The sequence below is a fragment of the Fictibacillus sp. b24 genome (assembly GCF_030348825.1).
Classification (GTDB): Bacteria; Bacillota; Bacilli; order Bacillales; family Fictibacillaceae; genus Fictibacillus.
In genome coordinates this window covers 698,388-724,590 of record NZ_JAUCES010000005.1, presented here as the reverse complement: position 1 = coordinate 724,590, position 26,203 = coordinate 698,388, and the positions used below count along the sequence as shown (strand labels likewise).

Genomic DNA, 26,203 nt, shown 5'->3' with positions numbered 1-26,203 from the left:
ATATCGTTCTCACCTTCAATTCATTACACCGATTGAGACTGTCTTAACGTTTGTTGATACAGTTTTTCCATTCGCGACGCGTTTTCATACCAATCGTATTCTTTTCTGACATGCACGACACCACTCTGTCCCATTCGTATCCGTTCCTCTTTATTCTCAATCAACTGGTTGATGGCAGCTGCTAGTTTCTCAGGATCTTCTTTCGGAACGATGAATCCTGTTTCACCTTCCATAACAACTTCTGGCAGTCCACCAACATTCGTTACTACAACAGGTACGCCGCAGGCCATCGCTTCAACTGCAGCCACCCCAAATGATTCTTGATCTCGTGAGGGTACTGTGAAAATATCCATCTCATTAATAAATTCAGGTACTTTAGTATTAGGGATTCTTCCTGCAAATTTTACGTGTTCACTAATACTCAAGTCTGCCGAAAGTTTTTTATAATCGTCTAATTGAGGACCTCCCCCAACAATAACTAATTCAGTATTATGATGTTTTTCGTGAACCTTCTTAAATGCCTTGATCAAAGTACCAATCCCGTATTTATCAGATAAGGCTTTTACAATACCAATCTGAATATTGGCCTTCTCTGCTTTTGCCATAGGCTTAAACACATCAAGATCCACACCAAATGGGGTGATGCTGATTTCTTTGTTTGTATATTTATTAGTCTCTTTTCCCATCACATGACTAGTAGAACAAATACGATCTGCTCTGTTCAACGTAAATTCGATCATTTTTCGATTTAATGAATTTTTTTGTGGGAATTGAAAGATATCCGTTCCCCATACAGAAACATAGTAAGGATGAAAATCCGTAAGAGCCCCGATTAATCCATAGCTTGAAAGAAAATGAGCATGGAAAATATCTGGCTGAAACGTGCGCAAAAGCTTTTTGATAAATGGTACCGCTCCAAAGTAGCTTAGTTTTCCTGGGAGCTTTTTTGGCAGGATAACCGTATCAATCTCATTGGCATTTTCCTCAGAATAATGATCTTGAAACGTAGCTACTTTTACTTCCCAGCCCTTTTGTTTAAAATACATCGCCCATTTGTGAGTATGAATCGAACGGCCAGGGGCTAATAATAAAAGTTTCATTTCGTTTCCCCCACAAGTGTGTTTTTTACAGTTTTTACTCGTGCAAGCCAAGAATTTCTTTCAAGAAACGTATCCTGAATATTGTTCCGATAGTTATTGCATTCTGTCTCAACATTTTCGATGGCTTGAATTAAAGCATCTTTTCTGTCGTCACAAACAACACCATAATTGCCTGAATCGATAAAAGCCTTCTGTGCCTCACAGTCTGTTGCAACCACTGGCAATCCGTTGGACAAATACTCTACAAGTTTAACAGGAACGGAAAAATTATTATACTCGCTCTTTAATCTTGGGATATAGGCATAATCCATGGAATCATAAAGCTCTGTAAGTTCATCTCCGCTAATATGCTGAAGATTAACATCAAGCATATGCAATCGCCGCTTTTGTTCTTCAGGAAGCTTATTATATTCGTTCTCACGGCATACAATTGTTAATTTAGGCTGCATTTTATTTGAAGGATAGTTTTCTAAAGCCTCTAATAAAAGAGGTAATCCGTAATCATCATTCGCTATTCCACCCACGTAGATGCCTTGATGAGAAAACGTTTTTTTAATATTCAATAAATCTGTCTTTTTACCGCCAGGAGGCAAAGGTACTTTTGGCTGGTTAATATCAACATATTTCCCCATAGCTGCACTTGGCAAAAAGATTGCTGAAGCGTATTTTTCGTAAAATCTTTCTTCACGGCGATAGATCGTCTGCATGACTTTTTTCTTTAAACCTTTTAAAGGATAAAGATCATCAAATTTCCAATATACATCCCGATAAAAAATGCCCATCGGTACATTTTGTTCCTTTAAGAATTTAAATACTTGGGTATCAATAAAAGGCTTTTTCGGTTTATGACCAGGATCTGTGAGCCAAATCGGGATTGTTTGGTTCTCAGCATAACAAAACCAAAGATTTTGAAGCTTTCCTTCTGACTTTAACTGATTAAACGCTGTTGTTCTTTCTTCTGAAGTTCCATTGATTTCAATAATCTCTACATCTTCTTCTTTTCCCCATTGTCTAAATGCTTTAAGCATTTCAAGTGGACGTAATTTCGAACCACTGTCCGCCTTTTCAGCTAACTTGAATGGAAAATAAACTAAAATTGCTTTGTTACTCATTGCCCTGCTCCTTTACCATTTTTCAAGAAATCCATAACTCCAATGCGGACTTTGATTACAAAGTATACAGAAAAGACGAATACGGAAATCATAATCCAAAGAGGATTGAAAATAAAATCAAAGAAACCTCCAACTACGGACCTTGGAATATTGATGGTGAAATAGATAAACATCCCCAAGAAAACAGGGTTTTTAGGTAATCGAAGGAATATCATATAAATAACAGCTAAAAACATACCCATATATAAAATAGACATGATAACTCCAGGATAGGAGTAATTTGCATAAGCTTCTCCGATAAAGAGCGTATTAAGCACCCCTGCGGTACCCGCTTCTACCTTTTCTGGATAAAAATAGCCCATAGCTACACGTCCAGATCGTGCGTGCACTTGGTCAAACATCTGATTAATAATGCCAGGGAAACTGCTACCTTCTAAAAACGGAAAACCGTTGCCGAATAGTTGAAGATGCATATAGAATGGTGCGATCTGCGACAAGAACATTCTTCCTATCGGTCCAGAATTATAGGATAAGAAGGAAGAAGGATTAGCACCTAAAGCAGCATACATACCGAACAATAATGCAAACCCAACTATCCCTATCAGTAAGATTCTTTTATATGATAAGCGCACAAAGCCAATGTAAATGGCAGTCAAAATCATGCTAAGCATATAAAAGAATACCGGAGATTTTGAAAGATCATAAGTAGTGATCACAAATGATGCGCCGATTAATAAAACAGCAAGGACAATCCACTTTAGCTCTCTTGTCTTATGAGCAAAAATAAAGGCGATAATCGATAAAATAGGTGTTAGGGCAATAGCAAAAATGTTACGGATAAGAACATTTCCCTGAAAACCTCTTGAAGCTTCAATTCTTAGTTGACCCGCATTACTTGAGCCCTTTATTAGTTCAAGTAAAGGAATCGCGTTTAATTTTAGCATCGTATAGGCAACTGCTAATAAACAAATGGTAGATAGACCGGCAAAAAGAACATAGAATTCTGTTTTTTCTTTCGTAAAAGGAAGAACGACCGGTTTATCAAAATAGTGGTTAAACTCCTTTGCTGCATTGAAACCAACTAATTTTTGAAGTAAAAATACAGTTAAGGGGAGAAAGATCATGACAAGACAGACTAGAATGAACCCAATTAACCGATACTCATCATTCGGAACCTTATGCATCATATAAAACTGATCCGTTTTCGTCACAATCAATAGACTGCCTATAAAACTGGACACGAATAAGGAGTAATAAAAGACAAGAGAAAGAAGATTAGGTCTTAAAATGGAAAGACTTCCCCCTGCTTTTTTAAACAAGGTTATTGATATTCCTAATACGATCAGCCAGATCATTGCGTAAGTCAAAAACATGATTTTCCCCCGTTACCCTGATGTAGATCTTTATTGTTGAATGGCTTGGACAATTTTTTCAGAAGCCTTTGCATCGCCAAATACTTCTTTATACGTCGGGTTTACTTCTTTTCGAGTTGCTTCTAATATTGCTTCAACATCTGTACCTACCAAGATGTTCGCTTCACTCTCAAGCGTTTCAACCCATTCCGTTTGTTCTCGTAAAGTAACACACGGAACCTGCATGAAGTATGCTTCCTTTTGAACACCGCCTGAATCTGTTAGGATTTTTTTCGCATGATTCTCCAGAGTAAGCATATCTAAATAACCCACTGGTTCGATAACAAGCAAGTTTGGAATAGAAGCTAAATCAAATCCCATACTCTCAAGCTTGTGCTTCGTTCGTGGATGAATCGGCCAAACCTTTTGATCTTCAATCTCAGAAAAAGCTTTTAGGATGTTTGTAATGTTCTCAAGGTTATCTGTATTCTCTGCACGGTGAACCGTAATCAGTAAAAACTCTTTGCTCTTCAAATCATGCTTTTGAAGAATCTCTGATTTATCAGCTGCAAGTTTACGATTATATTCAACCGCATCATACATAACATCACCGACATTGATTACGTTGTTTGTGATATTTTCATCATGAAGATTTTTGACTGCCGTATCAGTTGGACAGAAAAGGAATTCAGATACATGGTCTGTCATGATACGGTTGATTTCTTCTGGCATCTTTTTGTTAAAGCTGCGCAATCCAGCTTCGATATGGATAACAGGAATATGTAGCTTTGCTGCCGCAAGAGATCCTGCTAATGTTGAGTTCGTGTCACCGTAAACCAATAAATAATCTGGTTTTTCATCTAAAATAATTGCTTCAATATCAGCTAACATTTGTCCTGTTTGTTTACCATGATTACCAGAACCTACCCCTAGATGGTAATCCGGTTTTGGAATATGAAGCTCTTCAAAGAAAATATCAGACATGTTGGCATCGTAATGCTGTCCTGTATGAACGATAATTTCTGTGTGTGACTTGCGTAAAGCTCTTGATACAGGTGCGGCCTTAATAAACTGCGGACGCGCTCCTAGTACTGTTAACACCTTCATGAATAGCACCTCTTAGCTTTTAATTTCTTTTAAGACTCTTGAAACCCCAAAGGCAGCTGCAAATAACAACCAAGGGAAGGTTAAATAATATACTGGTAATTCTGCTATATGCAACCAGACGAGTGAGCCCATAGCAATCATACCTGTAGTGAATAGAAAAACCATCTTACCTACCGGTAGCGGTATGTAATAAACTTGTTGGCTCTTTCTAAAAATCATTACACAAGCAAATAAATAGGAAATGACAACTGCTAATGCTGCACCCCAAAGGGATATCAAAGGGATCAAGACTAAATTGAGAACGAGACTGATTACTGCTGCAGCGATAAAATAGACAGAGATATACTTAGTCTCTTTTTTAATAAATAATCCTACCGAAATAATTAGGTAATAAAAGTTCAAAAATGTTCCTGCACTTAAAAGCGCAATATAATGACTAGCACTATAAAAGTCAGGGTCCGAAATCATAAATTTGAAAATATAAGGAATAAAAGTTGCAATTCCCAGTAATCCTATAATGCCCCCGACAAGAATAATTATAGAGAACTTAGAAAAAATCTTTTCAGCATCAGGGCGTTCTTTAATTGACATTGTATAAGGACGCCAAGCCATCTGAACACTGGATGTCAGTAATGTGATAACCGTTGCGAACTTAACAGCAACTCCATAAATACCGGCACTCCCTAATCCCTCAAAGTAAGTTAAAAAGAACCTGTTAGAAGTAGCAATCACCCAAAAAGCAAGAGATGCTGGAACAAGCGGGGCGGCATATTTCAAAATCGCCCATAGCTTTTCTTTGTCTACTTTAATTCTTACAAGCCTGAACAATTCAGGTAAAAGCAGCAATACAATAACACCAGCTGCAATATTACGGCCGTAATAGATAACATCTACTTCTTCCATCCACATCTTTAAGAAGATATAAGCGAATAAAGCCGCTCCGCCAAGACGAAGAACTGTGTATATCACAACTTTCTTGACCTTGAACTCATAACGATAATAAGTCAGAACAAGCGTAATGATTGACTCTAGTACAAGTGTTACCATCGCTGCAATGACCACGAACGCATATCCAGATTTCCCAGTCACTAACACAGAAACCCATTCTCCGCCTATTATGGCACCTATCAAACAAAGTAAAGAAATAGCCAGTCTAAATTGGAGAACCGTTTGGACATAACTGATTTTCAACTCTTTTTTATCTGTATCAAAAAAGTAGAACGCAAGTGCTGAATCTGTACCGAAAATAACAAGGAACGTGAGCATAGATGTAAAAGCGTCTGTGTTTTCCAAGACACCCATCTGCTCTTTTCCTAGATACGTCGTAAAAATTGGTAGCATCAAGAATGCGATTAATTTGGTACCCACATTCATTAACGCATAAAGGAGGGAATCCCCTCCTAAACGTTTAAGCTGCGCTAACAAGTTATAACAACTCCCGCTCGTCAACCTGCTTGCTATATTTAGCTGGTACGCCTTTGATGACGGTCTTTTCTTCTGTATCCTTTGTCACTAGAGCTCCAGCAGCTACAAATGTTTCTTCCGCAACTGTTATGCCTGGGAGAATGATGGACGCTCCGCCTACACGAGCTCCCTTCTTCACGATTGCTCCTTTAATCTTGTCAAAACGCTCTTCTGTACGGCCCATGAAGTTGTCGTTTGTAGTCGTCACGCATGGCGCGATAAACACATGATCCTCAAGGGTTGTATAAGCGGTAATGTAAGAGTTCGATTGAATCTTCGTGCGTGTTCCGATTGATACATGGTTTTCAACCGTAACTCCGCGTCCCACAATAACATAATCTGCGATCTGAACATTCTCACGCACACTGGCAAGGTCTGCAATCAGGGTGTTACTTCCGATTTCTGCTCCGCGATAAAGGACCGCGTTCGCCCCAACCGTAACCTCTTCGCCAAGCGTTAAAGCAGGAATATTATCGGAAAGCTTAACCGTACTTGTTTTAGCCGGTTTTGGTGGTTTGCCGAGTACAGCTCCATCAGAAATCGTACTGTTATCTCCAATCACTGTATCCTCATGAATAGTTACACGGTTCCCGATCACAACATTTTTACCGATCTTTGCACCTTTTTCGATTACACTAAAGTGCCCTAGCTTTACAGATTCATCTAACTGTACTGTTGAATCAACAAAGTTCATCATCTCTAAGTTCCCCCTTGCACTCAACTTTAAATTAAAGCTTAACGTAACGAGCTGGTTTATTCTCTACATCTTTCATCGCATTACGTGTATCAAATAGTACATCACTGTTTTGAGCGATCATTTCATAATCAAATGCCGTATGATCTGTCGTTAATAACACTAGATCAGCTTTTTGAAGAAGTTCAGGTGTAAGTGAGTATGTCTCCACTGTCTGTCCATCCAATCTAAATGTTGGAACGTGTGGATCAACAACCGTTACATTGGCACCTGAAGCATTCATTTGAGAAAGAATAGGAAGTACCGGTGATTCACGCATATCATCAATATCTTTCTTATAAGCTACACCTAGAACCACAACATTTGAACCGCGAAGAGCTTTTCCATCTTCGTTCAACAAACGCATCGCACGGTCTACTACGTATTCAGGCATCGCGTTGTTGATCTCACCAGCAAGCTCAATTAAACGAGTGTGATAGTTATATTCACGTGCTTTGTATGTTAAGTAGAACGGATCGATTGGAATACAGTGTCCGCCAAGACCTGGTCCTGGGTAAAACGCCATGAATCCGTATGGCTTCGTTTTTGCAGCATCAATCACTTCCCATACATCAATACCCATACGCTGACAAAGAATCGCCATCTCGTTTGCTAATGCGATATTGATATGACGGAATGTGTTTTCGAAGATCTTTTCCATTTCAGCTACTGCAGGAGTTGATACTTCATGCACATCTCCTTCAAGCACTTCACGGTAAAGAGCAGCCGCGACTTTTGTACAGTTCGCTGTAATTCCACCAACTACTTTTGGTGTGTTTTTCGTATTAAAGTGTTTGTTACCTGGATCGACACGCTCTGGTGAGTATGCGACAAATACGTTTTCTCCTGTAACAAGTCCTGCTTTTTCAAGTGCAGGTTTAACGATTTCTTCTGTTGTACCAGGATATGTCGTAGATTCAAGAACAACTAACATTCCTTCGTGAGCATTTTTTGCAATTTCATTCGCTGAACTTTCAACATATGAAGTATCCGGCTGCATGTAAGTATCAAGAGGTGTAGGAACACAGATCGCAACAGCATCCACTTCACTGATTTTCGCGTAATCTGTTGTAGCTTCTAAACGACCAGATTTGATCATTTCATCTAAATCTTCATCAACAACGTCACCAATATAGTTAACGCCGTTATTTACTTGATCTACACGTGCTTGCTGTACATCGAATCCGATTACTCTGTATCCAGCTTTTGCTTTTTCAACAGCTAAAGGAAGACCTACATATCCTAGACCTACAACTCCAATTACTGCTTCTTTATTTTCTATCTTCTTAAGTAGTTGTTCTGAATGGCTCATTTACTACATCTCCTTTGATCTTTAAAACTTATGCTAACTTTACTTCTTTTCCAGTTTCTGCCGATTCAAGAATCGCTAAAATCAGCTTAACTGGTGCCATGCCATCTTGTCCAGAAACAATCGGTTCACGATCTTCTTGAACGGCTTGCACCATATCTTCAATGATCCACTGATGTCCTGGTTTACCAAGAGGATTATCCTTAATTGACTCGTTGAAAGATTCTTTTTCTCCTTCAATGCCGTCTTCCATATCCCAAGTCTCGATATAGAGAGCATTGCTGCCACCGATTTTCACAGAAGCCTTTTCGCCAAAAATGGATAAAGACTCTTCAAGGTTTTTCGGGTAAATCGTTGTTGCTGCTTCGATAACACCTAAAGCACCGCTTTTGAAACGAACAACTGCAGCTGCTACATCCTCAGCTTCAATTTTCCGTAAGCGAGTAGCCGCCATAGCTTGTACACTTTCAACTTCACCCATAAACCAAAGCATTAAGTCTAGGTTATGAATAGCTTGGTTCATGAGGACACCACCGTCAAACTCCTTCGTTCCTCTCCATGGTGCCTGATCATAATAAGCTTGTCCTCTATTCCAACGTACAGTAGCATTCGCATGGCTCATCGTGCCAAATACACCTTGGTCCATCTTTTCACGAAGCTTCATAATCGCTGGACGGAAACGATTTGGGTGAACAACTGCTAACTTCACGTTGTTTTCTTTTGCAATCTTGATCATCTCTTCTGAATCCTCAAGTTTAAGAGACATCGGCTTTTCAACAACAATATGACGCCCGTGTTCTGCCACGATCTTTGTTAATCGGGCATGCAGTCCAGATGGTACACAGATATTTACGACTTGTATATCTTGATTCATTTTCAGCATCTCATCTAGGTCTGTATATGTTTCGTACTTTCCGGAATATTCTTCAAGGCGCTCAGCTGCTGCATCACATACAGCAACTAGTTCTGCTCCATCTGCCTCATTAATTGCTTCGACATGTTTCTTAGCTATGTGTCCCATTCCTACGATGGCAAATTTAATCATTTCTTCTATACCTCCGTGCGTCTTCGATATATTTCCATAAAATGAGTGATACTAAGGATAAAAACAGACCTAAAACCAGTCCAAGTGCCAAGATTGGCTTTTGATTACGGCTGCTTTCAGTAACTGTCGTATCAAGCTGTTGTGGTTTTTCAAAAAACTCAATATCTTTTTTGTTATTATCAATTTGTTGTTCCAGCTCTATAGAAGCTAACTGAAGTTCAGTCATTCTGGACTCTTCTTCCGGAGATAGAGTATCTTCATTCAACCTCTGCCCGTAAACATCTGTTAGTTTGTTAAGGCTCTCTATGTGTTTCTCTTTTCTCTGCATCTTTTCTTTAGTAGATAAAATTCGTTTATTGTATTTTTCATTTAATACATTGATATGCTTTTTACTAATTGAAGAAATGACATCACTTACTTGTTCAGAATTGTTACCCGTTACCGTAAATACCAATTGCCCTCTTTCAAAGACTTCTACAGACAGGTTATTACCCTCTACGTCGTCTTTATACAAATGTTTAATAACTTCTGGATCAGTTTCAGAACCTTTCAAATCCCCCGTATAAATAATTGTTCTTCCTTGATATTCCACAGGCTGCATCATGGAAAACAAGAATGCCAATCCGAGAGTAATCAATGGTAAGAGGAGAAACCACCATTTCTTATTCCAGAAAAACACTAAGTAATCATACAAAACATACCGCTTTTCTTCGTGCACAAAAAAACCTCCAATTTTATCGCGAATGCTAAAAATGAAACAATTCGCCCCCTGATTAAGAGGACGAACAAATTTCCTTATTTATAAAATGCCGCAATTTGTGAAACTACATACTCTTGTTGTTCCAATTTCAGCTCTGGGAACATCGGTAAGGATACAGCTTCTTTAGCAGCTTTTTCAGCTTCTGGGAAGTCTCCTTCTTTATAGCCAAGCTCTTTGAACACAGGCTGAATATGAAGACAAAGCGGGTAATATACCATCGTGTCGATACCTTGTTCTTTTAGGTATGCTTGCAGCTCATCACGCTTTTCTACACGCAGTGTGTATTGGTGGAACACGTGTCTGCGGTTTTCAAGAGCAACAGGTGTAACTACTTTGTCACCTAGTTGTTCTTTTAATAATTGAGTGTAGTTTGCAGCATTTTGCTGACGCATTTCACTCCATTTATCTAGATGAGGAAACTTCACATTTAATACTGCAGCTTGAAGCTCATCTAGACGGCTGTTGTACCCAAGAACGTGGTGGTAATATTTCGGTTTACTTCCGTGTACACGAATAACAGACATTTTTTCTGCCATTTCATCGTTATTTGTAACGATCATTCCACCGTCACCATATGCACCTAAGTTTTTAGTTGGGAAGAAACTATAAGTAGCAGCCGTTCCAAGTTCACCAACACTCTTACCTTTATAAGTAGAACCAATCGCTTGAGCAGCATCCTCTACGATAGCAAGATTGTGTTTGTTAGCGATTTCTACAATCGGATCCATGTCTGCCATCTGACCGTATAAATGAACAGGAATAATCGCTTTTGTCTTATCCGTAATTGCAGCTTCAATCTTAGACGGGTCAATGTTGAACGTTACTGGGTCAATATCAACGAAAACCGGTGTAGCACCAGCACGTGCAATCGCACCAGCCGTCGCAAAGAAAGTAAATGGTGTAGTGATTACTTCATGACCAGCTTCAACGCCAGCTGCTTGAAGTGCGATGTGAATAGCATCGCTTCCATTACCTACTCCAACTGCATATTTTGTATTACTGTATTTAGCAACATCTGCTTCTAACTTTTTCACATTATCTCCAAGGATAAAACGGGAAGAACCCATTACTTCATCTAATACTGAAATCATATCTTCTCTTAATGTTTGATATTGTTCTGAAAGATCTAGCATTGGTACACGCATTTTTACAAAACTCCTTGTAATCAAATTGTTTGTTTTGGCTTTTAACACACAGGTCTCATTTTATCATATTTTGATTCTTGACACCTTTTTTATATCCTTTTAAAAAGCCGCTCGCGTAAGCAAACGGCTTGTGCTCCCTTTATTGTTTCCCAGTAACCTTTCGATAAATCGCCATGAATGGTTTGTATTTATGATGTACGAGTCCAATCATTTCTGCTATCAATTCAATAAAAATAAGAAGGCTTATCAATATGAAAACTGATCCGATCATCGTAGAATGCGATAATATGATAGCACTTATGGCAAAAATTAATCCTAATCCATAAATCGCGATCACTGTTGTTCTGTGGGAAAACCCGAGAGCGAGCAATCGATGATGAAGATGATGTTTATCAGGTGCAGAAATAGGTTTTTTATTCACAATCCTGCGTATAATAGCAAATGTTGTGTCAAAGATAGGTACGCCTAAAATAATGATTGGTACGATAAAACTAAACAGCGTTACGGATTTATAAAGCCCTAGCAATGACAAAATGGAGATAGAGTAGCCGAGAAATAAAGCACCTGTATCACCCATAAAAATCTTGGCTGGATTAAAATTATAAAATAAAAATCCTAAGATACTTCCCATTAAGATTAATGCTAAAGTGGAAATAAGCATCATACCAGCTGAACCTGCCAGAAAAGCAATTGTGGATATAACGATTAAGGATACACCCGCTGCTAGACCATCTAAGCCATCAATTAAATTAATGGCATTCGTAATTCCAATGATCCACAGAATGGTAATCGGAATGGTCCACACACCAAGGTCAAAAACCCCAACAAAGGGAATCGTTAAGAAATCAATTTTTAAGCCCGTAGCCACGACAATTCCTGCAGCCAGAAGTTGACCAAGCAACTTTATTTTTGCTGATAGTTCGTACATATCATCAAAAATCCCTGTTGCTAAAATCACAAGTGCAGCTATTGTAATACCCGTTACTTGTTCACTGTAAACACCGCCAGCGAAGTATCCAGCCACTACACCAATAAAAATTGCTAGCCCGCCGAGACGAGGCATCACCTTCTGATGTACTTTTCTATGATTAGGTTTATCTGTTGCTCCAATTTTTATAGCAAATTTTATAACAAGTGGTGTTATAACCAGGACTGTTATGAATGATGCAATAAAAGCAAACCATAAATTTAAATTCATAAGAATCCCCTTTTAGTAAATAGTCTTAGTAAATTACGCAAATAATCGTATCATAATCAGTGCTTAAATCAATCCCATTATCTAATTTTCATTAATTCTTAACATAAAAAACAAGAATCACTTTTAATTTCCCATAAACCTCTAATCCTTAACCTTAATTTACAGCTTTTGCAGCATTTAATTATTTCCAAATATGCGACCTCCAAAAGAATTATAAAGGACGCGTATCATTACGATTAAATTATGTGAAATATCCTATATTTTTTATGCCTTTACTCATTATTGTTCGCATAAAGTCTAAAAATAAGGGGATGTTACATGTTTCCATCATCATATTTTTCTTGAATGTGGCTGATCTTCGTTTCAGGACGCTCGCTTTCCATGTAATACGGTGAGCTACCTTGTGCATTTCACCTGCCAGAAGTCTCACACTTTTCAATAAAGAAATAAGCCAAATAGCAACAATCTTATAGAAGAAGCCAAAAAAAGCTGACATCAAAAGGGCAGTTTACATACCTTTTGAGTCAGCTTCTTAAGAAGATCAAAGTTTACCTTTTTTCAATTTTTCAATCGCATCATATTGCAGCAAAAAATCAGAAAGTTCCACTTCATACTGAACTCGATCATAATTAGTTCTGCATTTTTCAACGTCTACCTTTTCACCTGTTTTAGTATCTGTACAAATTCCATTTTCAAAAACTCCGTCTAATGACATCTCGAAATCATAGTTTTCTGAGAAAAAAGAGAACGGAGTAATTTCATGCCTAAAACCAACATAACCTTCTTTTTTCATACTTAAATCATAACCAAGCTGATATAGCGGCTGCTCGATTCCAAACAAAGAAGTAACAGTCGGCGCGATATCCATCTGACTAGCAATGACTTCGTTAACTTCCCCCTCTGTTTGAGTTGGGCGATGAATGACTAATGGGATATTAAACATTTCCTTTTTGTTAAAATTTATGTTTAAGTCCTTTTTTAGCTGATCGGCGTTATCTGGAATCAAACCATAATGATCTCCATAGTAAACGATTACCGTATCTTCATATAATCCTTCCTGTTTTAAATCCGCTAATAATTGCCCAAAAGCTTGGTCGGCGTAATACACATTTTGAAGATAGTGACCAACAGGTGTATCATTCATATGTGCAGGAAGGTTTAGTTTTTGATGCTCTTTTGGAAGTTCAAAAGGTCTGTGGTTGGTTAATGTTACGACAAAACTGTAAAAAGGTTTATCTTCTTTCTTCCATATGTCAACAAGTTGTTTAAAGAAACTTTTATCATCGATTCCTAATCCAACTACATTTGAATCATCTATCGCAGGATGCTCTTTGCTGTAAAAAATGTCATACCCTTGAGCAGGATAAGCATTCTTGCGGTTCCAAAAATCCGGTACATTTCCATGTGCTGCACTCGTTTCATATCCTTCATTTTTAAAGATTTGTCCTAACGACTGGAATACCCCATTTTCATACGTACGATAGGCACCATCTTTTTTGCTTGGATATAATGAATTATTTGCCACAAACTCCGCGTCCGATGTATTTCCTCTGCCGATTTGAAGATACGTGTTAGGATAATAACTGCTTTCTTTTATAAAGGCATTTAGATTCGGCGTAACCTCTTGGCCGTTTACCTCTAGATTAACGATGAAGTCATTTAAAGACTCGGCTTGAATCATAATCAAGTTCTTACCTTTAGCATCACCAAAATATGGTGACATCTGCTGGGTTTTTTGACGTTTTTCTAACTCGCTTTCGTATTCCTTCAATTGCTTAATAGAATCTTGCGAGCTGAAGACTTCGGCAGCTGACATACGCTCCATGTAACTGTTATACGTTTCAGATATATGAGTTGGTATTATGCCTGTTTTCGCTACTTTTAACTGTTCACTAAAGTCATCGTTTACAAGATGCAAATACGTATATTTCATGGAACTATACCCTAAGATTAAACAAAAAGCTACTAATACAAAATGAACACCTGGACGCTTATAACTCATCTTTGTTAAGGGATAAAAAAAGAAAAGGATAAGAAGTAAAGTATCAGCTGCATACCATATATCTGTCGACCGCATAAGTGTTAAGATCGAATCATCGACAGCTTTAAGCTGTCCCGCCTGCCCCATCATTTCTATAGAAAGAATGGAATGATAATAGCGCTGGTACACGACATCCGCATATAATAAAAAAGAAACTAGTACATAAAAAATAAATGTTAAACTAAATGCCCATTTGGAAATTCGAACCATTAGGGGACTTATTAGTATTAAAATGACGCCAGCGCTTGTCAGCAGGATTCCTTTTTTATGAGGGAGAATTCCCATCTCGACTGAAAAATATATATTTTTAAGTGTCCATCCCACTAGCAAAATAAAAAATACAGAAGCAACAAAAATGAAGTTTCGTTGTATGTTTAATTTCAAATCTCAGATTCTCACTTTCCATTCCATTTTCAGTATATTATATTACAAGATTGTAAATATCTCCAATAGATGAAAGTGATGAACGTGTCGAATTTTGATAAAAAAACGACCTTTTAATAGAATAAAAGATTGATATCCACTGATTACCAATTTATAATGATGAGAAGAGAAATATAGTTAATTACCTACTCACTCTTTTTAAAATATTAAAAAAGTAAATGAGGTATTTATGAATTTTCAAATATTTTTGGCAGCAATCGTCTCTTTTTTAGTGGTTCTACTCATTACACCACTCGTAATAAGGTTAGCGATTCTAATAGGAGCTACAGATCAGCCAGATGCAAGAAAAGTACACAAAAAGATTATGCCGAGACTTGGTGGATTGGCTATCTTTATAGGGGTTATGGCAGGTTATTTTGCGGCTGAGCTACACAATCAGTCTATTAAAGGAATCACGCTCGCTGGCATCATCATTATTATTGTAGGAATAATTGATGACCTTTACTCCCTATCTCCAAAATACAAACTATTAGGTCAGTTTATAGCTGCTTTTATTGTTGTCCACACAGGGTTGGCAATTGATTTTATTACAATTCCTTTTGTAGGACAATTTGATCTGGATCTACTATCTTATCCCGTTACAATTCTTTGGATCTTAGCCATTACGAACGCAATTAATTTAATTGATGGTCTCGATGGCCTTGCAGCTGGAGTTTCTGCCATTGTAATAGCGACTATTGCGATTATGGCCGGCTTAAATGGAAACATTATGATTTTAACCATATCCATGATTGTCTTAGGTTCAACAATTGGATTTTTGTTTTACAACTTTAATCCTGCAAAAATCTTTATGGGAGACACCGGCGCTCTGTTTTTAGGGTATTGCATTGCAATTCTTTCATTGCTTGGACTGTATAAAAGTGTTACGTTATTCAGTTTCGTCGTACCCATTATTATTCTAGGTGTTCCTATCTTTGATACAACTTTTGCAATCTTAAGAAGACTTGCCAATGGACAGCCAATCTCTGCTGCTGACAAAGGGCATCTTCATCATCAATTGCTTCGGTTAGGCTTGTCACATAAAATAACCGTTATTATCATCTATATATTAAGCATTATCTTTAGTCTAGCCGCCGTTATATTCTCAACCACAACGCTGTGGGGCTCGTTAGCTATAACTTTCGGCCTGTTGCTCATGTTGGAATTAATAGCAGAACTAATAGGTTTAGTTCATCACAAATATAGACCATTACTCTACATGTACGATAAAGTTTTTGGTCAAGGTAGAAACATTAACCGCTCGAAAGCTAAATAATTAATTTTAAAAAAAGTCTATGTCTAATCGACATAGACTTTTTATCTGTCCATTTATACAAAACTAGTAATTGGATACAATTTTTGGATTGAAATCTCTCATACACTCTTATATAATAGTAAAGATGTAAAACAATGTAAAAAAATGATGATATATGTAAAATATTTAAAAGGAGTAATTGTTATGGGGTTGCGATCTGATTCAAAAAGAAAGAAAAAAAAGAAACCTTTACTTAAAGGTTTGATTATTTTTCTCAGTATAATCTTACTTGCAGGGGCAGGCTATACCTATTATGTTTATAACTCTGTTAAAGAAACGGCTAACAAGATGCATGAAAAAAGTGAATGGTCAGGTTCCAAAAAGCGAGAAAATAAATTAGATCTTTCTGCCAATCCTTTGTCTATATTAGTTTTAGGTGTCGATGAGCGGGAAGGTGATCGTGGCCGTTCTGATACATTAATGGTTGTTACTGTAAATCCGAATGATAATTCTACCTACATGATGAGCATACCGCGTGATACTAGGACAGAAATTATAGGTAGAGGTAGCCAAGATAAAATTAACCATGCATATGCTTTTGGTGGTACAAATATGACCATTCAAACGGTTGAAAACTTCTTGGATATTCCCATTGATTATTATATGAAAGTAAATATGGAAAGCTTTAAACAAATTGTAGATGCCTTAGGTGGTGTTAGGGTAAATAACCAACGATTAGCTTTTAATTATCAAGGTTATTCTTTTCCAAAAGGTACACTAAACCTTACTGGGGATGAAGCTCTAGCCTACTCTAGAATGAGAAAAGCAGATCCAAGAGGCGACTTCGGACGTAATGAGAGACAACGCCAGGTAGTAAACGGCATTATTAACGAAGGTGCACAAGTATCTTCCATTACTAAACTAGGCAGTATACTAGATGTACTTGGAGATAACATAGCAACAAATATGTCGTTTGACGATATGAAAGACATACAATCCAATTACAAAGACGCTAGAAAAAGCGTACAATCTATAGAGATTAACGGACAAGGTGGAAACATTGGAGGAGTATACTACTTTAATGTGAATGAAGAGGAAAGAACACGTATTAGCTCTATGCTAAAAAAACATCTTGAACTTTAAAAAAGAGGATGGCTCTGTTTGAGCCATCCTCTTTTTTTAACTAACTTTTGAGTTTACAAGAAAAGCCACAAGAACGTATCTTTCTGGGGCTGCCCCTACAAAATTAAAGGGGTAGCACGTGCTTACGGTTAAGGTTGATCGCGGCTTAGGAACAATCACCGTACGATCATCCTTATCAACGATTCTGACTTGTTTTACTTTATAAGTAAATTCTCCAGCAGCCGTTGTTACTACAAGCAGATCACCCTTTTTAACTTCACCAAGCTTCCGAAATACAGTGTCACGATGCCCGGAAAGTACAGAATTATCTTTCTCTCCTGGCAAGACGCTATCTGCAAAGTGACCTACACCTTTTTCAAGTTCATCCTCATTTGTACCATGAAAGATTGGTAATTCCGCTTTTAACTTCGGGATGTACAAATTCCCAATGTTTTCTCCCACTTTAGGTCGATTTGTATATAGTTCTGTTTTAGCAGATACTTCCTTAGTAGCTGATGCTTTTGTTTCTGGTTTAGTAAAAGTCTGCTCTCTTTCATCTTGTCCCATCTTAAAAATAAAATAACCCTTAGCAAACTTGTATGCATTGGTTGATGAGAACCATAGACCGAAAACAACAAACAAAATAGCAATAGCTGAAAATATGAATCTTTTTTTCTTCATATTACTGTTGTCTTAGACGTCTAAACATAAAACCACCAACTAATGCAATTCCGAAACCTAGCATCATATTTGTTCCATAATCAGATGCTGTCTTTGGAAGCTTTGCACCCTTAACTGTTTTATGTTTTTGTTTCGGTGAACTCTTAATTTTTTCAATCTTATCTACTACTTTTGGAACTTCTTTAATATCTTTACCAGTTTCTTGGATAATTTCAGCACCAATCATTTCAGCAGTAAATAACATATCTAAAATAAAGTTATTATTTAGGTCAGATAATTTGATCATAAGTTTGTAACCCGTTTTCATTTCTTTTAAGAATAGTAATTCTTTTAATGTGAGTGGTTGCGTATCCGTACCATTCGTTAAGTAGAATTCAGATTTAAGCTCAAGAATTTCAAGCACTTCTTGTGCAATCGATAAGAACTCTGCAATTTGTGCGTCTGTTAGTTCGTCAACACTTTCAAAATCTTCAAAAGCCATCATACGATCTGCAAGTTCCATTAAACGCTCTTCCATTGCTGGATCACTAAGTTTTTCCTCAAGTGCTATCAAATGTTCCATAATTGAATTTAGCTCGTCTTCTGTCAAATCAAATTCAGCGAACATATCGTCGAATTCAGGCATCTCTTCAGCATCTAAGAAGAAACTTACGTCAAAATATAAATCATCTACAAATATGTAGTTATCAATACTTTCTCCGTTTTCTTCAAGTAAAGAAAATAAAGTCTCCTGGTCTAACTCAAAATCTTCATATATCGTTTCAAGGTTACTATAGTCTGATTTAATAACAGGACCAAGAGAATCTCTTAATTCTGAAACATCTTCAAAAAAAGAAAGGTCTTCTTCATAATATTCCATCACATAGTCTTCAAGATCCTCTTTGGTAAACTCGATTCCCCGCTCCGCACTAACTTCTTCTAAATACTCAGTTAGTTCTTGCTCATCTACTGCTGCAAATGAAACGGTTGGAAATAACGAAAACAATAGTGCAAAAACAGACAACAAAGCAAAGTATTTTCTCACCCAAAACCCACCCTATTATTTATTTGACAATAACATAATCATAGGGTAAAAAATGACATTTGTATATAAAAATTTTTCCATTAATTTGATATTTTTTTACATAATTTGATAAAAAAACACCTCTTTCATGGACAAAAAGAGGTGCCGTATCAATCTATTATTTTTGTAAGGAAATCCAACTTGATTGTGTTATCGATTTGTTTCCTGAAACATCAGTACTTTCAAATACAAACCTGTATTTACCTGCCTTTGCAAAGGATTTACTTTGCGTTTTACCATCCCAGCTTTGAGTGTGTGATCCCGGTTTTAGCGACTTCTTGCTAGCCAAAGTCCTGATTTTTTGACCATTATTGTAAACAACATAAATCGTTACCTTTGAAGCTTCATTTGTTGTGAACTTACTAACAGCCGTGATACTTTTCCCTGCTTTGTAAACAGAGGGGGATATCGCAGCACTCTTAAGAAGTGGCGCCTTGCTATCAACTATTATCGTTGCTGTCTTCCGATCTGCTTTTTGATTATTAGCATCAATACTGTCTATTCTCATCAGGTAATTTCCATCTGGCACTTGTTTTCTAGAGCTATTATTACCACTCCAGCCTATCGTTTGACTACCACCTGATAGACTTTTATTAGATATGATATTTTTCACGTGTGCACCTTTTGCATCAAAGATCTTTGCTGTAACTAACTGTGTTTTATTGAGCTTTATAGGGACAACTCCCGTTTTCAATACTTTAGGAGAATAATACATTGTCGTTTTTTCTAAAACTATTGATGGCTTTAATTGATTCTTAACGGTAAAAGAAGTCTCTTTCGACCTAGCAGCAGAACCTTTAACTGCCGTAACAATTATTTTGTAAGAACTACTATCTGCGTAACTGCCGTTATCGATTCTCCCATCCCATGTAATGTTAACCTGTTTGTCAGTACCTTTAACATTTTTATTAATGGTCTTTACAATTTTACCTTTTGCATCTTTTACAACTACGGAAACCGATGTACCTATATAAGCCTTATATGACGCTGTTATAGAGTTTGCTCCATTTATTACTAATTCTTTTGCTGATGGAGTTGTGATTGAAAGTGCTGTCGGAGTATTTTTAACCGCTAAAGAAGCATCAATTCTACCAAATCCAGAAAGATTATCCCTCCCAACTTGATAGAGGTCTACAGTCGATTTTTTCAAAATGGTATCTACCTGAGTTTCTGTTAAAAATGGGTTTTTTGAAAGCATCAAGGCAATGGTCCCAGTTACGACAGGAGATGCCATTGAAGTTCCACTCATATAACCATACTTTCCATATGCAATTGTAGAATAAATATCCTCTCCAGGGGCTGCATAATCAACATAGCTTCCGTAGTTGGAAAAATAAGCAGCACGATCAGTATTGTTAGTGGCGCTGACTCCAAATACACCATTATAAGCAGCTGGATACGTTTTTTCATCTACATGATCATTGCCAGCAGCAGCAACAACTATAGCTCCTTTAGACCTTGCGTAAGCAACAGCATCGTCAATTACTTTGCTATAATAGTAACTGCCTAAACTCATATTAATTACATCTGCTCCCTGATCTGCTGCATAAAATAAAGCGGATGATATTTCTTCAGCAGTTGTAGTAGCTCCGTAAAAAACATTTATCGGCATAATTTTAACATTAGGAGCAATACCCGCTACTCCTACCGAATTAAATGACGCACCTATTATTCCTCCAACATGAGTTCCGTGATCGTCTGGATAATAGATAGAATCCCCATCCACTGCATCATATGGCTTGTACAATTTTCCTTTTAATTCTGGGTGCTTACCATCCACACCGCCATCAATTACTGCTACAACTACGTCACTTGCCCCTTTTGTCGTATCCCATGCTAAAGGCGTATTAATTTTGGAATGAAACCATTGTTTTTTATATAGAGGTTCAGAAGGAATATATTCTTTATGTATTTTATAGTTGGGTTCTACATATTCAACTAGTTTGTTCTCGTATAGCTTAATAACTAATTTAGAAATATTTTTTTGACTTGGAAAAGAAACCACATAGAAGTTTTCTCCAATTGGTTTTATATTTATTAAATTAAATAGACTTTTAAAATCAGATTTTTCTTTCTTATATAATTGTTTAGAAGTTTTAATAATGAGTTCAGTATTTACGTAGTCTTTACCTTGAAACATTTTTTGAAATGCATATGCTGTTCTTTCAGATGGTATTGATTTACTTGCTGCGAATGTATGGGTAGAGGAAAAGCATAGTGAAGTAAAAACCAAACAGCTTAGAAGTTTTTTTTTGTTCATAATGGCCCCCAAAGTTATGGAATATAAATTTATTATACTTTAAAAACCACTTTTTACCACTTGATTTCATAGATTTTAAATAATAAAAAACAGCCTGCATTTAACAGGCTGCTGCTTATTTAGATATGATCAGCTTTTGACCAGGATATATAGAAGCTGATTTTAACTTATTCGTTTTCATAATTTGATTTACAGAAACACCATAGCTTTTACTAATTCCCCAAAGTGAGTTTCCGCGTTTAACTGTATAAGAGATTGTTTTTGTAGTAGATGCTTTTGAAACTGTTGTTGTCTTTTTAACAGATGCAATTTTCACTGTTGAAGCTTTTTTTACAGCTGGAGCTTGCCCGCTTACCTTCAACACCTGACCTACTTTTAGAGAAGTAGATTTTAAATTGTTTAATTTTTGGATAGCCGAAACAGTTGTTTTATACTTTTTGCTAATGCTCCAAAGCGTTTCCCCTTTTTGAACCTTATGTACTTTTACTTGAGCTGTACTGGCAGCTGGTTTAGATTGAACAGGCTTCTTAGCAGCAGAAGCTGTTGCTTTCTGAGTAATGACACGTCTACCTGTTATATATCGAGCTCCCCAGTAATATTTTGAAAATGCATCCGTATAGGCAACTCCGTTTGATTGTGCATTAAGCATCTTTCCATTACCTGCGTAGATTCCAGCATGATTGACTCTTCCATCAAAGTCAGTGTCGTAGAATACTAGATCACCTTTTTGAAGATTAGCTTTTGAAACAGCTACTCCAGCAGATGCTTGTCCAACACTTGTCCGGGGAATTGTAATTCCGTTTTGTGCAAAAACGTATGATGTAAAAGAAGAACAATCAAAAGTACGTGTATTTCCAAAAGCTGAACCGTATTTATAAGGTGTACCTAAATATTTATGACCCGTCTTTATAATGTTATCTCCGAGTGAAGCATGAGCAAACTCTCCACCTGATAAAATTACGCCAGCAGCAACTGCGATAGACAAAATCTTCTTTTTCATAATAAAATACCCTCCAATTGATTAGGCTAGATATAACCAATTGGGTTCAAGTTAATCTAGTAGACTAGTTCAATTTATGTAGTAAAAAACAAGTATGTATTGTATGTTTCTACCTTTTGCTTGACCCCATCGTCCTATGTCTATGGTAGCATAAGTAGACTAACCAGTTTATTACATGTTCGTTACATATCTGACAGCATTTGTGTAATCTTTGTAATATTATGCTAAATAATGTCGGATATAGGAAGGGATCTATGGATTGCAAACCGCCTAAATTAGTTCTTTATTCCCATATCATTGAGGATGGTTTTGTAAGGAAAGGTTCCTTAGAATAAATAAAATTGCATATAAATAGAAAAATAGAAAAATAAAAAGCTGACGTCCAAAAGGTCACATGAAATACCTTTAGGATGTCAGCTTCCATATTATTTTAGAACTTCCCTAAACACATTTTTCACTTTAGGAGTTACATAGTGGCTGCCGTTACGTTCTTCAACGTCTTCAATCATCATGGAAACGAGAAGGGATGGATTTTGTGTGTTATAGCCCACAAACCAGCCCAATTCTTTCCCTTTGTCTTCTCCCGCAGCTTTAAGCTCAGCCGTACCAGTTTTTCCTGCTAGCGGCAGATCCTTCATATAGGCATCTTTATGTGCAGTTCCATTTTTATTGGCTACAACCTGGACCATATCAGCACTTACCAATTTCGCTGTCTCTGGTGAAATCACGTTTTCCTTCCAGATAGAAGCCTCTTTCGCCTGATCTAGTCTTGGCGCCAACAAGTTCCCTTCATTTAGGAACGGTGTGTAAGACATGGCAACATGCAGCGCACTCATCTGGATCTGCCCTTGACCGAAGCCACTGTCAGCGAGCTGTCCCTCACTCATGCCACCTTTACCAACGGAAGATGCAGTGAATGGGAAGGAAACAGGTAACTCTTCTCCAAATCCAAATCTCTTCAAGCCTTCTGTAAATTTGTCTTCGCCGAGGTTAAGCGCAGCTTGAGCAAAATAGATATTATCTGAGTAGATTAGCGCTTTTTCTAAGTTAACGCTCGGAACATCAGTAACTCTTGTTACTTTGTAATTGCCCCAAGCTTTTTTATCTTTTTGCCACGTTTTACCCGATACTTTCATTTCTGCGTTAGGGTTTAGGGTCCCATTTTCAAGCCCGATTGCAGCCGTTAAAGGTTTGAGTGTCGAACCTGGTGCGTAGACATATTTGAAACGGTTTAGCATTGGCTGTTTTGGATCATCTGCCCATTTTTGTCTAAGAGACTTTGTTAATCCTAACGTAAATTGATTTGGATCATAAGATGGACTGTTTACTAGCGCAAGTACATCTCCTGTTTTGGGATGAATGGCCGATGCTGTTCCAACGTCAGCCTTCATCTGGTTATAGATTGAAAGCTGTACTCTGCTATTAATCGTTGTTTTAACATCTGTTCCGTTTTGAACTTCTTTTTGTGCAAGTATAGATTTTTCCTCACCTTTACTGTCGAGGATCTTGATCAGCCCACCGCTCGTTCCACGCAGCTGTTCTTCGTATACTTGCTCAAGACCCGCCTTACCAATCCAATCTTGTGATGAATAGCCTTTTCCTTTTAACTTCTCTAAATCCTCAGCTGAAATGGGTGCAATATAACCCGTAAGATGTGCTGCGGCTTCTTTTAAAGGATAAAGTCGTGTCGATTTCTTTTGGTAATCAACACCATCTAGGGCGATGATGTCTTTTAACTTCGCGTCATCTGCTGATACCTTTTTAATTGGTACAGCTTGATCTGGCTTTACCCACGGCTGATCCAGCTGCTTTTGTATCTCTTCTGTCGTTATCCCGAGCAGTTTAGATAAAGGCGTTAGTGTTTTTGCTTTATCTTGAGGCAATTTATCAGGAACAATAATAATTTCAGCTGCTACACCATTAATGGCCAGCGGCTTGCCTTCATTGTCTAGAATCTGCCCTCTTTTAGGAGAGATAGTAGAAGCAGAGATCCGGTCACCTTTTTTCATTTCAGGAAAAATGTGCGACGTATTCCACTGAATTCCCCACTTCTCAGAATCATCCTTTTTTTCAAGGTTCATTTTCATGTCATGTGAATATTCTATCGGTCCGCCAAGTGTTTCCATCTTAACCGTATAAGGAAGACTCACATTCTCACTTTCTTCTTCCTCGTTTTTCTTTTGCTTTTTCATATCCACTTCTAACTTACTAACTTCTATTCCACTATAGATCGCTTCATAACGCTTTACAAAATCTTTCTCAGAGATCTCCTTCTTGGATTTAGAATCTAGCAGTTTATACATATTCTTATAATCTTGCTTTTCCCAATAGCCTACATACTTTTTCAATGTATTTTCCGGCTTAGGTGGTTCTGAACACGCTGATAACAGCCCTAAACACAAGACAGTCATAAAAATGAGTTTACATATATTCTTCAAATCATATCTCCTTCTCAACAAGTTTTGTCACGACATATATTTTCCCTTTTAAACACTTATTTATTATAACAAAATAGTTGGGAATATATGACTGATAAACATCTGATAGTTTACTGATAAAGAAAAAACCTTCTGATGGGTCAGAAGATTTTTTCCAGAATGCTATATTAATAGTTTACTCGTTTAGAGCCCAAATATCTATTTTTCCAATAGGAAAGGTTCATATCGCTCACAGTTACGCCTGTACTTGATCCAGCGTGTACAAATTGACCACTGCCTATGTAAATACCTAAATGAGAAGGTCCTGCTGTGTACGTTTCAAAATAAACAAGATCTCCTACTGCTGGATTACTTACAGATTTAGTTGCGTTCCACATTTGCGCTACCGTTCTAGGAAGCTGAACGCCTTCTTTTGCATAAACATATTGGATAAATCCGCTGCAGTCGAACCCATTTGTTGTCGTCCCACCCCAAACATAGGGAACACCCATAAGTTCAGAAGCATTAGCAATCACATTGATCGTTATTTGATCACGTGTCTTGCTTGGTTTTTGAGTCTGGTTTTTCTCTGCCTGAGACAACTTCGTTAACACCGAATTTGTCACTTCACCTGTAACCGGAAGACCATTTACTTTTTGGAACTTTTCAACACTATCCTCTGTTACCGTTCCATAATAATCAGTAATCATAGGGTATGTAAAATAACCAAGATTTTTTAGGCGGGTTTGAAGCTGCTTAACTTGAGTTCCTTTGCTGCCAAATTTGAGTAATACAGTTTCTTTAGTGGGCTGCGCAGGTGTTGACACATTTGGTTTGGCTGTTGCAGGTTTTGACGGTGTCGGTTTCGTTGTAGTTGGTGCCTTCTTTGCCGCTACTTGCTTCTGAACCCGATCAAGAGTTATTCTGTCAGCTACCCCAGTAGCCTTTAAATTTTGGTTGATCTGAAACTTTCGAACGGCTTCTGTTGTAATCGTTCCATAGAAATCAGTCGTTTTATAAAAAGTGAAGAACCCTAGACTTTTAAGATCTGTTTGAAGTTTTTTCACTTCAGGACCTGTTGAATTAAGCTTTAACACTTTACCGGCTTTTTGAACTTGTTGAGTTGCAGCTGGCTTAGTGGTGGAGACTGTTGGTTTTTGTACAGTAGGTTTTTGCACTGTTGGTTTTTGTGCTGCCGGCTTTTCTTCCTGATGGGATTTCTGCAGCAATTTACCGTATGTTTGCTTTCCCACAATTCCATCTACAACGAGACCATTTGCTTTTTGGAAGTCCATAACCGCTTGCTTCGTAATTGGCCCGAAATAAGTGGTAGTCTCTTGATAATGAAAATACCCCTTACTTTTTAGAATGGATTGCAGTTCCTTTACATCACTATTTGTATTTCCTAATTTAAGAGTTTGGTCCCCTAGTGCAGCTTCTCCAATCACCGGTGCTGCCAAGAACGCTCCAGCAAAAGTAGAAGTCATAATAAAACGCTTTAAAATCTTTTTATTTTCCATTTCTTCCTCCTTTTACTAATTTACCTTAAGTCTCACTTCTTCTTTTATCGACAAATTCCTTCTAAATTACAGAATAAATATGCAATATATTAAAAG

20 protein-coding genes are annotated in these 26,203 nt (G+C 37.3%); 2 read left to right on the top strand and 18 right to left on the bottom strand.

All coding sequences use genetic code 11. The annotated features are described in order from the left end of the window. Positions 1–23: 23 nt before the first annotated feature. The 12 genes from QUF49_RS03570 to QUF49_RS03515 all read right to left on the bottom strand — a co-directional run bounded on the left by QUF49_RS03570 (position 24) and on the right by QUF49_RS03515 (position 14,750). The gene (locus tag QUF49_RS03570) at positions 24–1,100 is read right to left on the bottom strand and encodes a glycosyltransferase (protein WP_289494376.1); all 1,077 of its coding nucleotides are present in this window, start codon (positions 1,098–1,100) and stop codon (positions 24–26) included. Continuing rightward, positions 1,097–2,212 carry a glycosyltransferase gene (locus tag QUF49_RS03565; RefSeq protein WP_289494375.1) on the bottom strand — a complete coding sequence of 372 codons (1,116 nt, stop codon included), beginning with the start codon at positions 2,210–2,212 and terminating at the stop codon, positions 1,097–1,099. The genes QUF49_RS03570 and QUF49_RS03565 overlap by 4 nt, the downstream gene beginning before the upstream one ends. Then, positions 2,209–3,585: an O-antigen polymerase gene (locus QUF49_RS03560; protein WP_289494374.1), complete on the bottom strand. Its 1,377-nt coding sequence runs from the start codon at positions 3,583–3,585 to the stop codon at positions 2,209–2,211. Before QUF49_RS03560 ends, QUF49_RS03565 begins: the two co-directional genes overlap by 4 nt. Before the next feature lie 30 nt (positions 3,586–3,615). Beyond that, on the bottom strand, positions 3,616–4,671 hold the full coding sequence (gene wecB / locus QUF49_RS03555) for a non-hydrolyzing UDP-N-acetylglucosamine 2-epimerase (RefSeq protein ID WP_289494373.1): 1,056 nt from the start codon (positions 4,669–4,671) through the stop codon (positions 3,616–3,618). Between the two features lie 12 nt (positions 4,672–4,683). Further along, complete coding sequence (locus QUF49_RS03550) at positions 4,684–6,096, bottom strand: lipopolysaccharide biosynthesis protein (RefSeq protein ID WP_289494372.1); 1,413 nt, start codon at positions 6,094–6,096, stop codon at positions 4,684–4,686. 1 nt (position 6,097) lies between these two features. Continuing rightward, positions 6,098–6,829, bottom strand: coding sequence for an acyltransferase (locus QUF49_RS03545; protein WP_289497573.1), 732 nt, complete (start codon positions 6,827–6,829; stop codon positions 6,098–6,100). A gap of 34 nt (positions 6,830–6,863) precedes the next feature. After that, the gene (locus QUF49_RS03540; RefSeq protein WP_289494371.1) at positions 6,864–8,180 is read right to left on the bottom strand and encodes a nucleotide sugar dehydrogenase; all 1,317 of its coding nucleotides are present in this window, start codon (positions 8,178–8,180) and stop codon (positions 6,864–6,866) included. A 28-nt stretch (positions 8,181–8,208) separates the two neighbouring features. Beyond that, positions 8,209–9,222: a Gfo/Idh/MocA family protein gene (locus QUF49_RS03535; RefSeq protein WP_289494370.1), complete on the bottom strand. Its 1,014-nt coding sequence runs from the start codon at positions 9,220–9,222 to the stop codon at positions 8,209–8,211. Next, a complete protein-coding gene (locus tag QUF49_RS03530; protein WP_289494369.1) occupies positions 9,215–9,940 on the bottom strand; it encodes a Wzz/FepE/Etk N-terminal domain-containing protein in 726 nt (241 codons plus the stop codon). Before QUF49_RS03530 ends, QUF49_RS03535 begins: the two co-directional genes overlap by 8 nt. Before the next feature lie 77 nt (positions 9,941–10,017). Next, the gene (locus tag QUF49_RS03525) at positions 10,018–11,127 is read right to left on the bottom strand and encodes a DegT/DnrJ/EryC1/StrS family aminotransferase (protein ID WP_289494368.1); all 1,110 of its coding nucleotides are present in this window, start codon (positions 11,125–11,127) and stop codon (positions 10,018–10,020) included. 139 nt (positions 11,128–11,266) lie between these two features. Continuing rightward, positions 11,267–12,325 (bottom strand): glycosyltransferase family 4 protein, encoded by a 1,059-nt coding sequence (locus tag QUF49_RS03520; protein WP_289494367.1) that lies wholly within the window; start codon positions 12,323–12,325, stop codon positions 11,267–11,269. Between the two features lie 541 nt (positions 12,326–12,866). Continuing rightward, on the bottom strand, positions 12,867–14,750 hold the full coding sequence (locus tag QUF49_RS03515) for an LTA synthase family protein (protein ID WP_289494366.1): 1,884 nt from the start codon (positions 14,748–14,750) through the stop codon (positions 12,867–12,869). Between the two features lie 229 nt (positions 14,751–14,979). Between QUF49_RS03515 and QUF49_RS03510 the strand changes: the two genes are divergently transcribed. Continuing rightward, positions 14,980–16,065 carry a glycosyltransferase family 4 protein gene (locus QUF49_RS03510; RefSeq protein WP_289494365.1) on the top strand — a complete coding sequence of 362 codons (1,086 nt, stop codon included), beginning with the start codon at positions 14,980–14,982 and terminating at the stop codon, positions 16,063–16,065. Positions 16,066–16,209: 144 nt separating this feature from the next. Continuing rightward, positions 16,210–17,187: a LytR family transcriptional regulator gene (locus QUF49_RS03505; RefSeq protein ID WP_289494364.1), complete on the top strand. Its 978-nt coding sequence runs from the start codon at positions 16,210–16,212 to the stop codon at positions 17,185–17,187. A gap of 36 nt (positions 17,188–17,223) precedes the next feature. On the opposite strand, the gene QUF49_RS03500 is transcribed toward QUF49_RS03505, so the two are convergent. The 6 genes from QUF49_RS03500 to QUF49_RS03475 form a co-directional block, all read right to left on the bottom strand. Next, entirely contained in the window at positions 17,224–17,847 is a 624-nt protein-coding gene (locus QUF49_RS03500) for a class D sortase (RefSeq protein ID WP_289494363.1), read from the bottom strand. 1 nt (position 17,848) lies between these two features. Next, the gene (locus QUF49_RS03495) at positions 17,849–18,871 is read right to left on the bottom strand and encodes a processed acidic surface protein (protein ID WP_289494362.1); all 1,023 of its coding nucleotides are present in this window, start codon (positions 18,869–18,871) and stop codon (positions 17,849–17,851) included. Between the two features lie 157 nt (positions 18,872–19,028). Then, a complete protein-coding gene (locus QUF49_RS03490) occupies positions 19,029–21,170 on the bottom strand; it encodes a S8 family serine peptidase (RefSeq protein ID WP_289494361.1) in 2,142 nt (713 codons plus the stop codon). Positions 21,171–21,285: 115 nt separating this feature from the next. After that, positions 21,286–22,170, bottom strand: a complete 885-nt coding sequence (locus tag QUF49_RS03485) for a LysM peptidoglycan-binding domain-containing protein (protein ID WP_289494360.1) — start codon at positions 22,168–22,170, stop codon at positions 21,286–21,288. 425 nt (positions 22,171–22,595) lie between these two features. Next, positions 22,596–24,608 (bottom strand): penicillin-binding transpeptidase domain-containing protein, encoded by a 2,013-nt coding sequence (locus tag QUF49_RS03480; protein ID WP_289494359.1) that lies wholly within the window; start codon positions 24,606–24,608, stop codon positions 22,596–22,598. A 167-nt stretch (positions 24,609–24,775) separates the two neighbouring features. After that, positions 24,776–26,107 carry a peptidoglycan-binding protein gene (locus tag QUF49_RS03475; RefSeq protein ID WP_289494358.1) on the bottom strand — a complete coding sequence of 444 codons (1,332 nt, stop codon included), beginning with the start codon at positions 26,105–26,107 and terminating at the stop codon, positions 24,776–24,778. Between the last annotated feature and the right edge of the window lie 96 nt (positions 26,108–26,203).

Coding starts and splice junctions, on each gene's coding strand:
- QUF49_RS03525 (WP_289494368.1), bottom strand. CDS start 11,127: ATGCGTGTACCAATGCTAGATCTTTCAGAACAATATCAAACATTAAGA.
- QUF49_RS03500 (WP_289494363.1), bottom strand. CDS start 17,847: ATGAAGAAAAAAAGATTCATATTTTCAGCTATTGCTATTTTGTTTGTT.
- QUF49_RS03540 (WP_289494371.1), bottom strand. CDS start 8,180: ATGAGCCATTCAGAACAACTACTTAAGAAGATAGAAAATAAAGAAGCA.
- QUF49_RS03565 (WP_289494375.1), bottom strand. CDS start 2,212: ATGAGTAACAAAGCAATTTTAGTTTATTTTCCATTCAAGTTAGCTGAA.
- QUF49_RS03535 (WP_289494370.1), bottom strand. CDS start 9,222: ATGATTAAATTTGCCATCGTAGGAATGGGACACATAGCTAAGAAACAT.
- QUF49_RS03510 (WP_289494365.1), top strand. CDS start 14,980: ATGAATTTTCAAATATTTTTGGCAGCAATCGTCTCTTTTTTAGTGGTT.
- QUF49_RS03560 (WP_289494374.1), bottom strand. CDS start 3,585: ATGTTTTTGACTTACGCAATGATCTGGCTGATCGTATTAGGAATATCA.
- wecB (WP_289494373.1), bottom strand. CDS start 4,671: ATGAAGGTGTTAACAGTACTAGGAGCGCGTCCGCAGTTTATTAAGGCC.
- QUF49_RS03520 (WP_289494367.1), bottom strand. CDS start 12,325: ATGAATTTAAATTTATGGTTTGCTTTTATTGCATCATTCATAACAGTC.
- QUF49_RS03490 (WP_289494361.1), bottom strand. CDS start 21,170: ATGAACAAAAAAAAACTTCTAAGCTGTTTGGTTTTTACTTCACTATGC.
- QUF49_RS03475 (WP_289494358.1), bottom strand. CDS start 26,107: ATGGAAAATAAAAAGATTTTAAAGCGTTTTATTATGACTTCTACTTTT.
- QUF49_RS03485 (WP_289494360.1), bottom strand. CDS start 22,170: ATGAAAAAGAAGATTTTGTCTATCGCAGTTGCTGCTGGCGTAATTTTA.
- QUF49_RS03505 (WP_289494364.1), top strand. CDS start 16,210: ATGATGATATATGTAAAATATTTAAAAGGAGTAATTGTTATGGGGTTG.
- QUF49_RS03545 (WP_289497573.1), bottom strand. CDS start 6,829: ATGAACTTTGTTGATTCAACAGTACAGTTAGATGAATCTGTAAAGCTA.
- QUF49_RS03570 (WP_289494376.1), bottom strand. CDS start 1,100: ATGAAACTTTTATTATTAGCCCCTGGCCGTTCGATTCATACTCACAAA.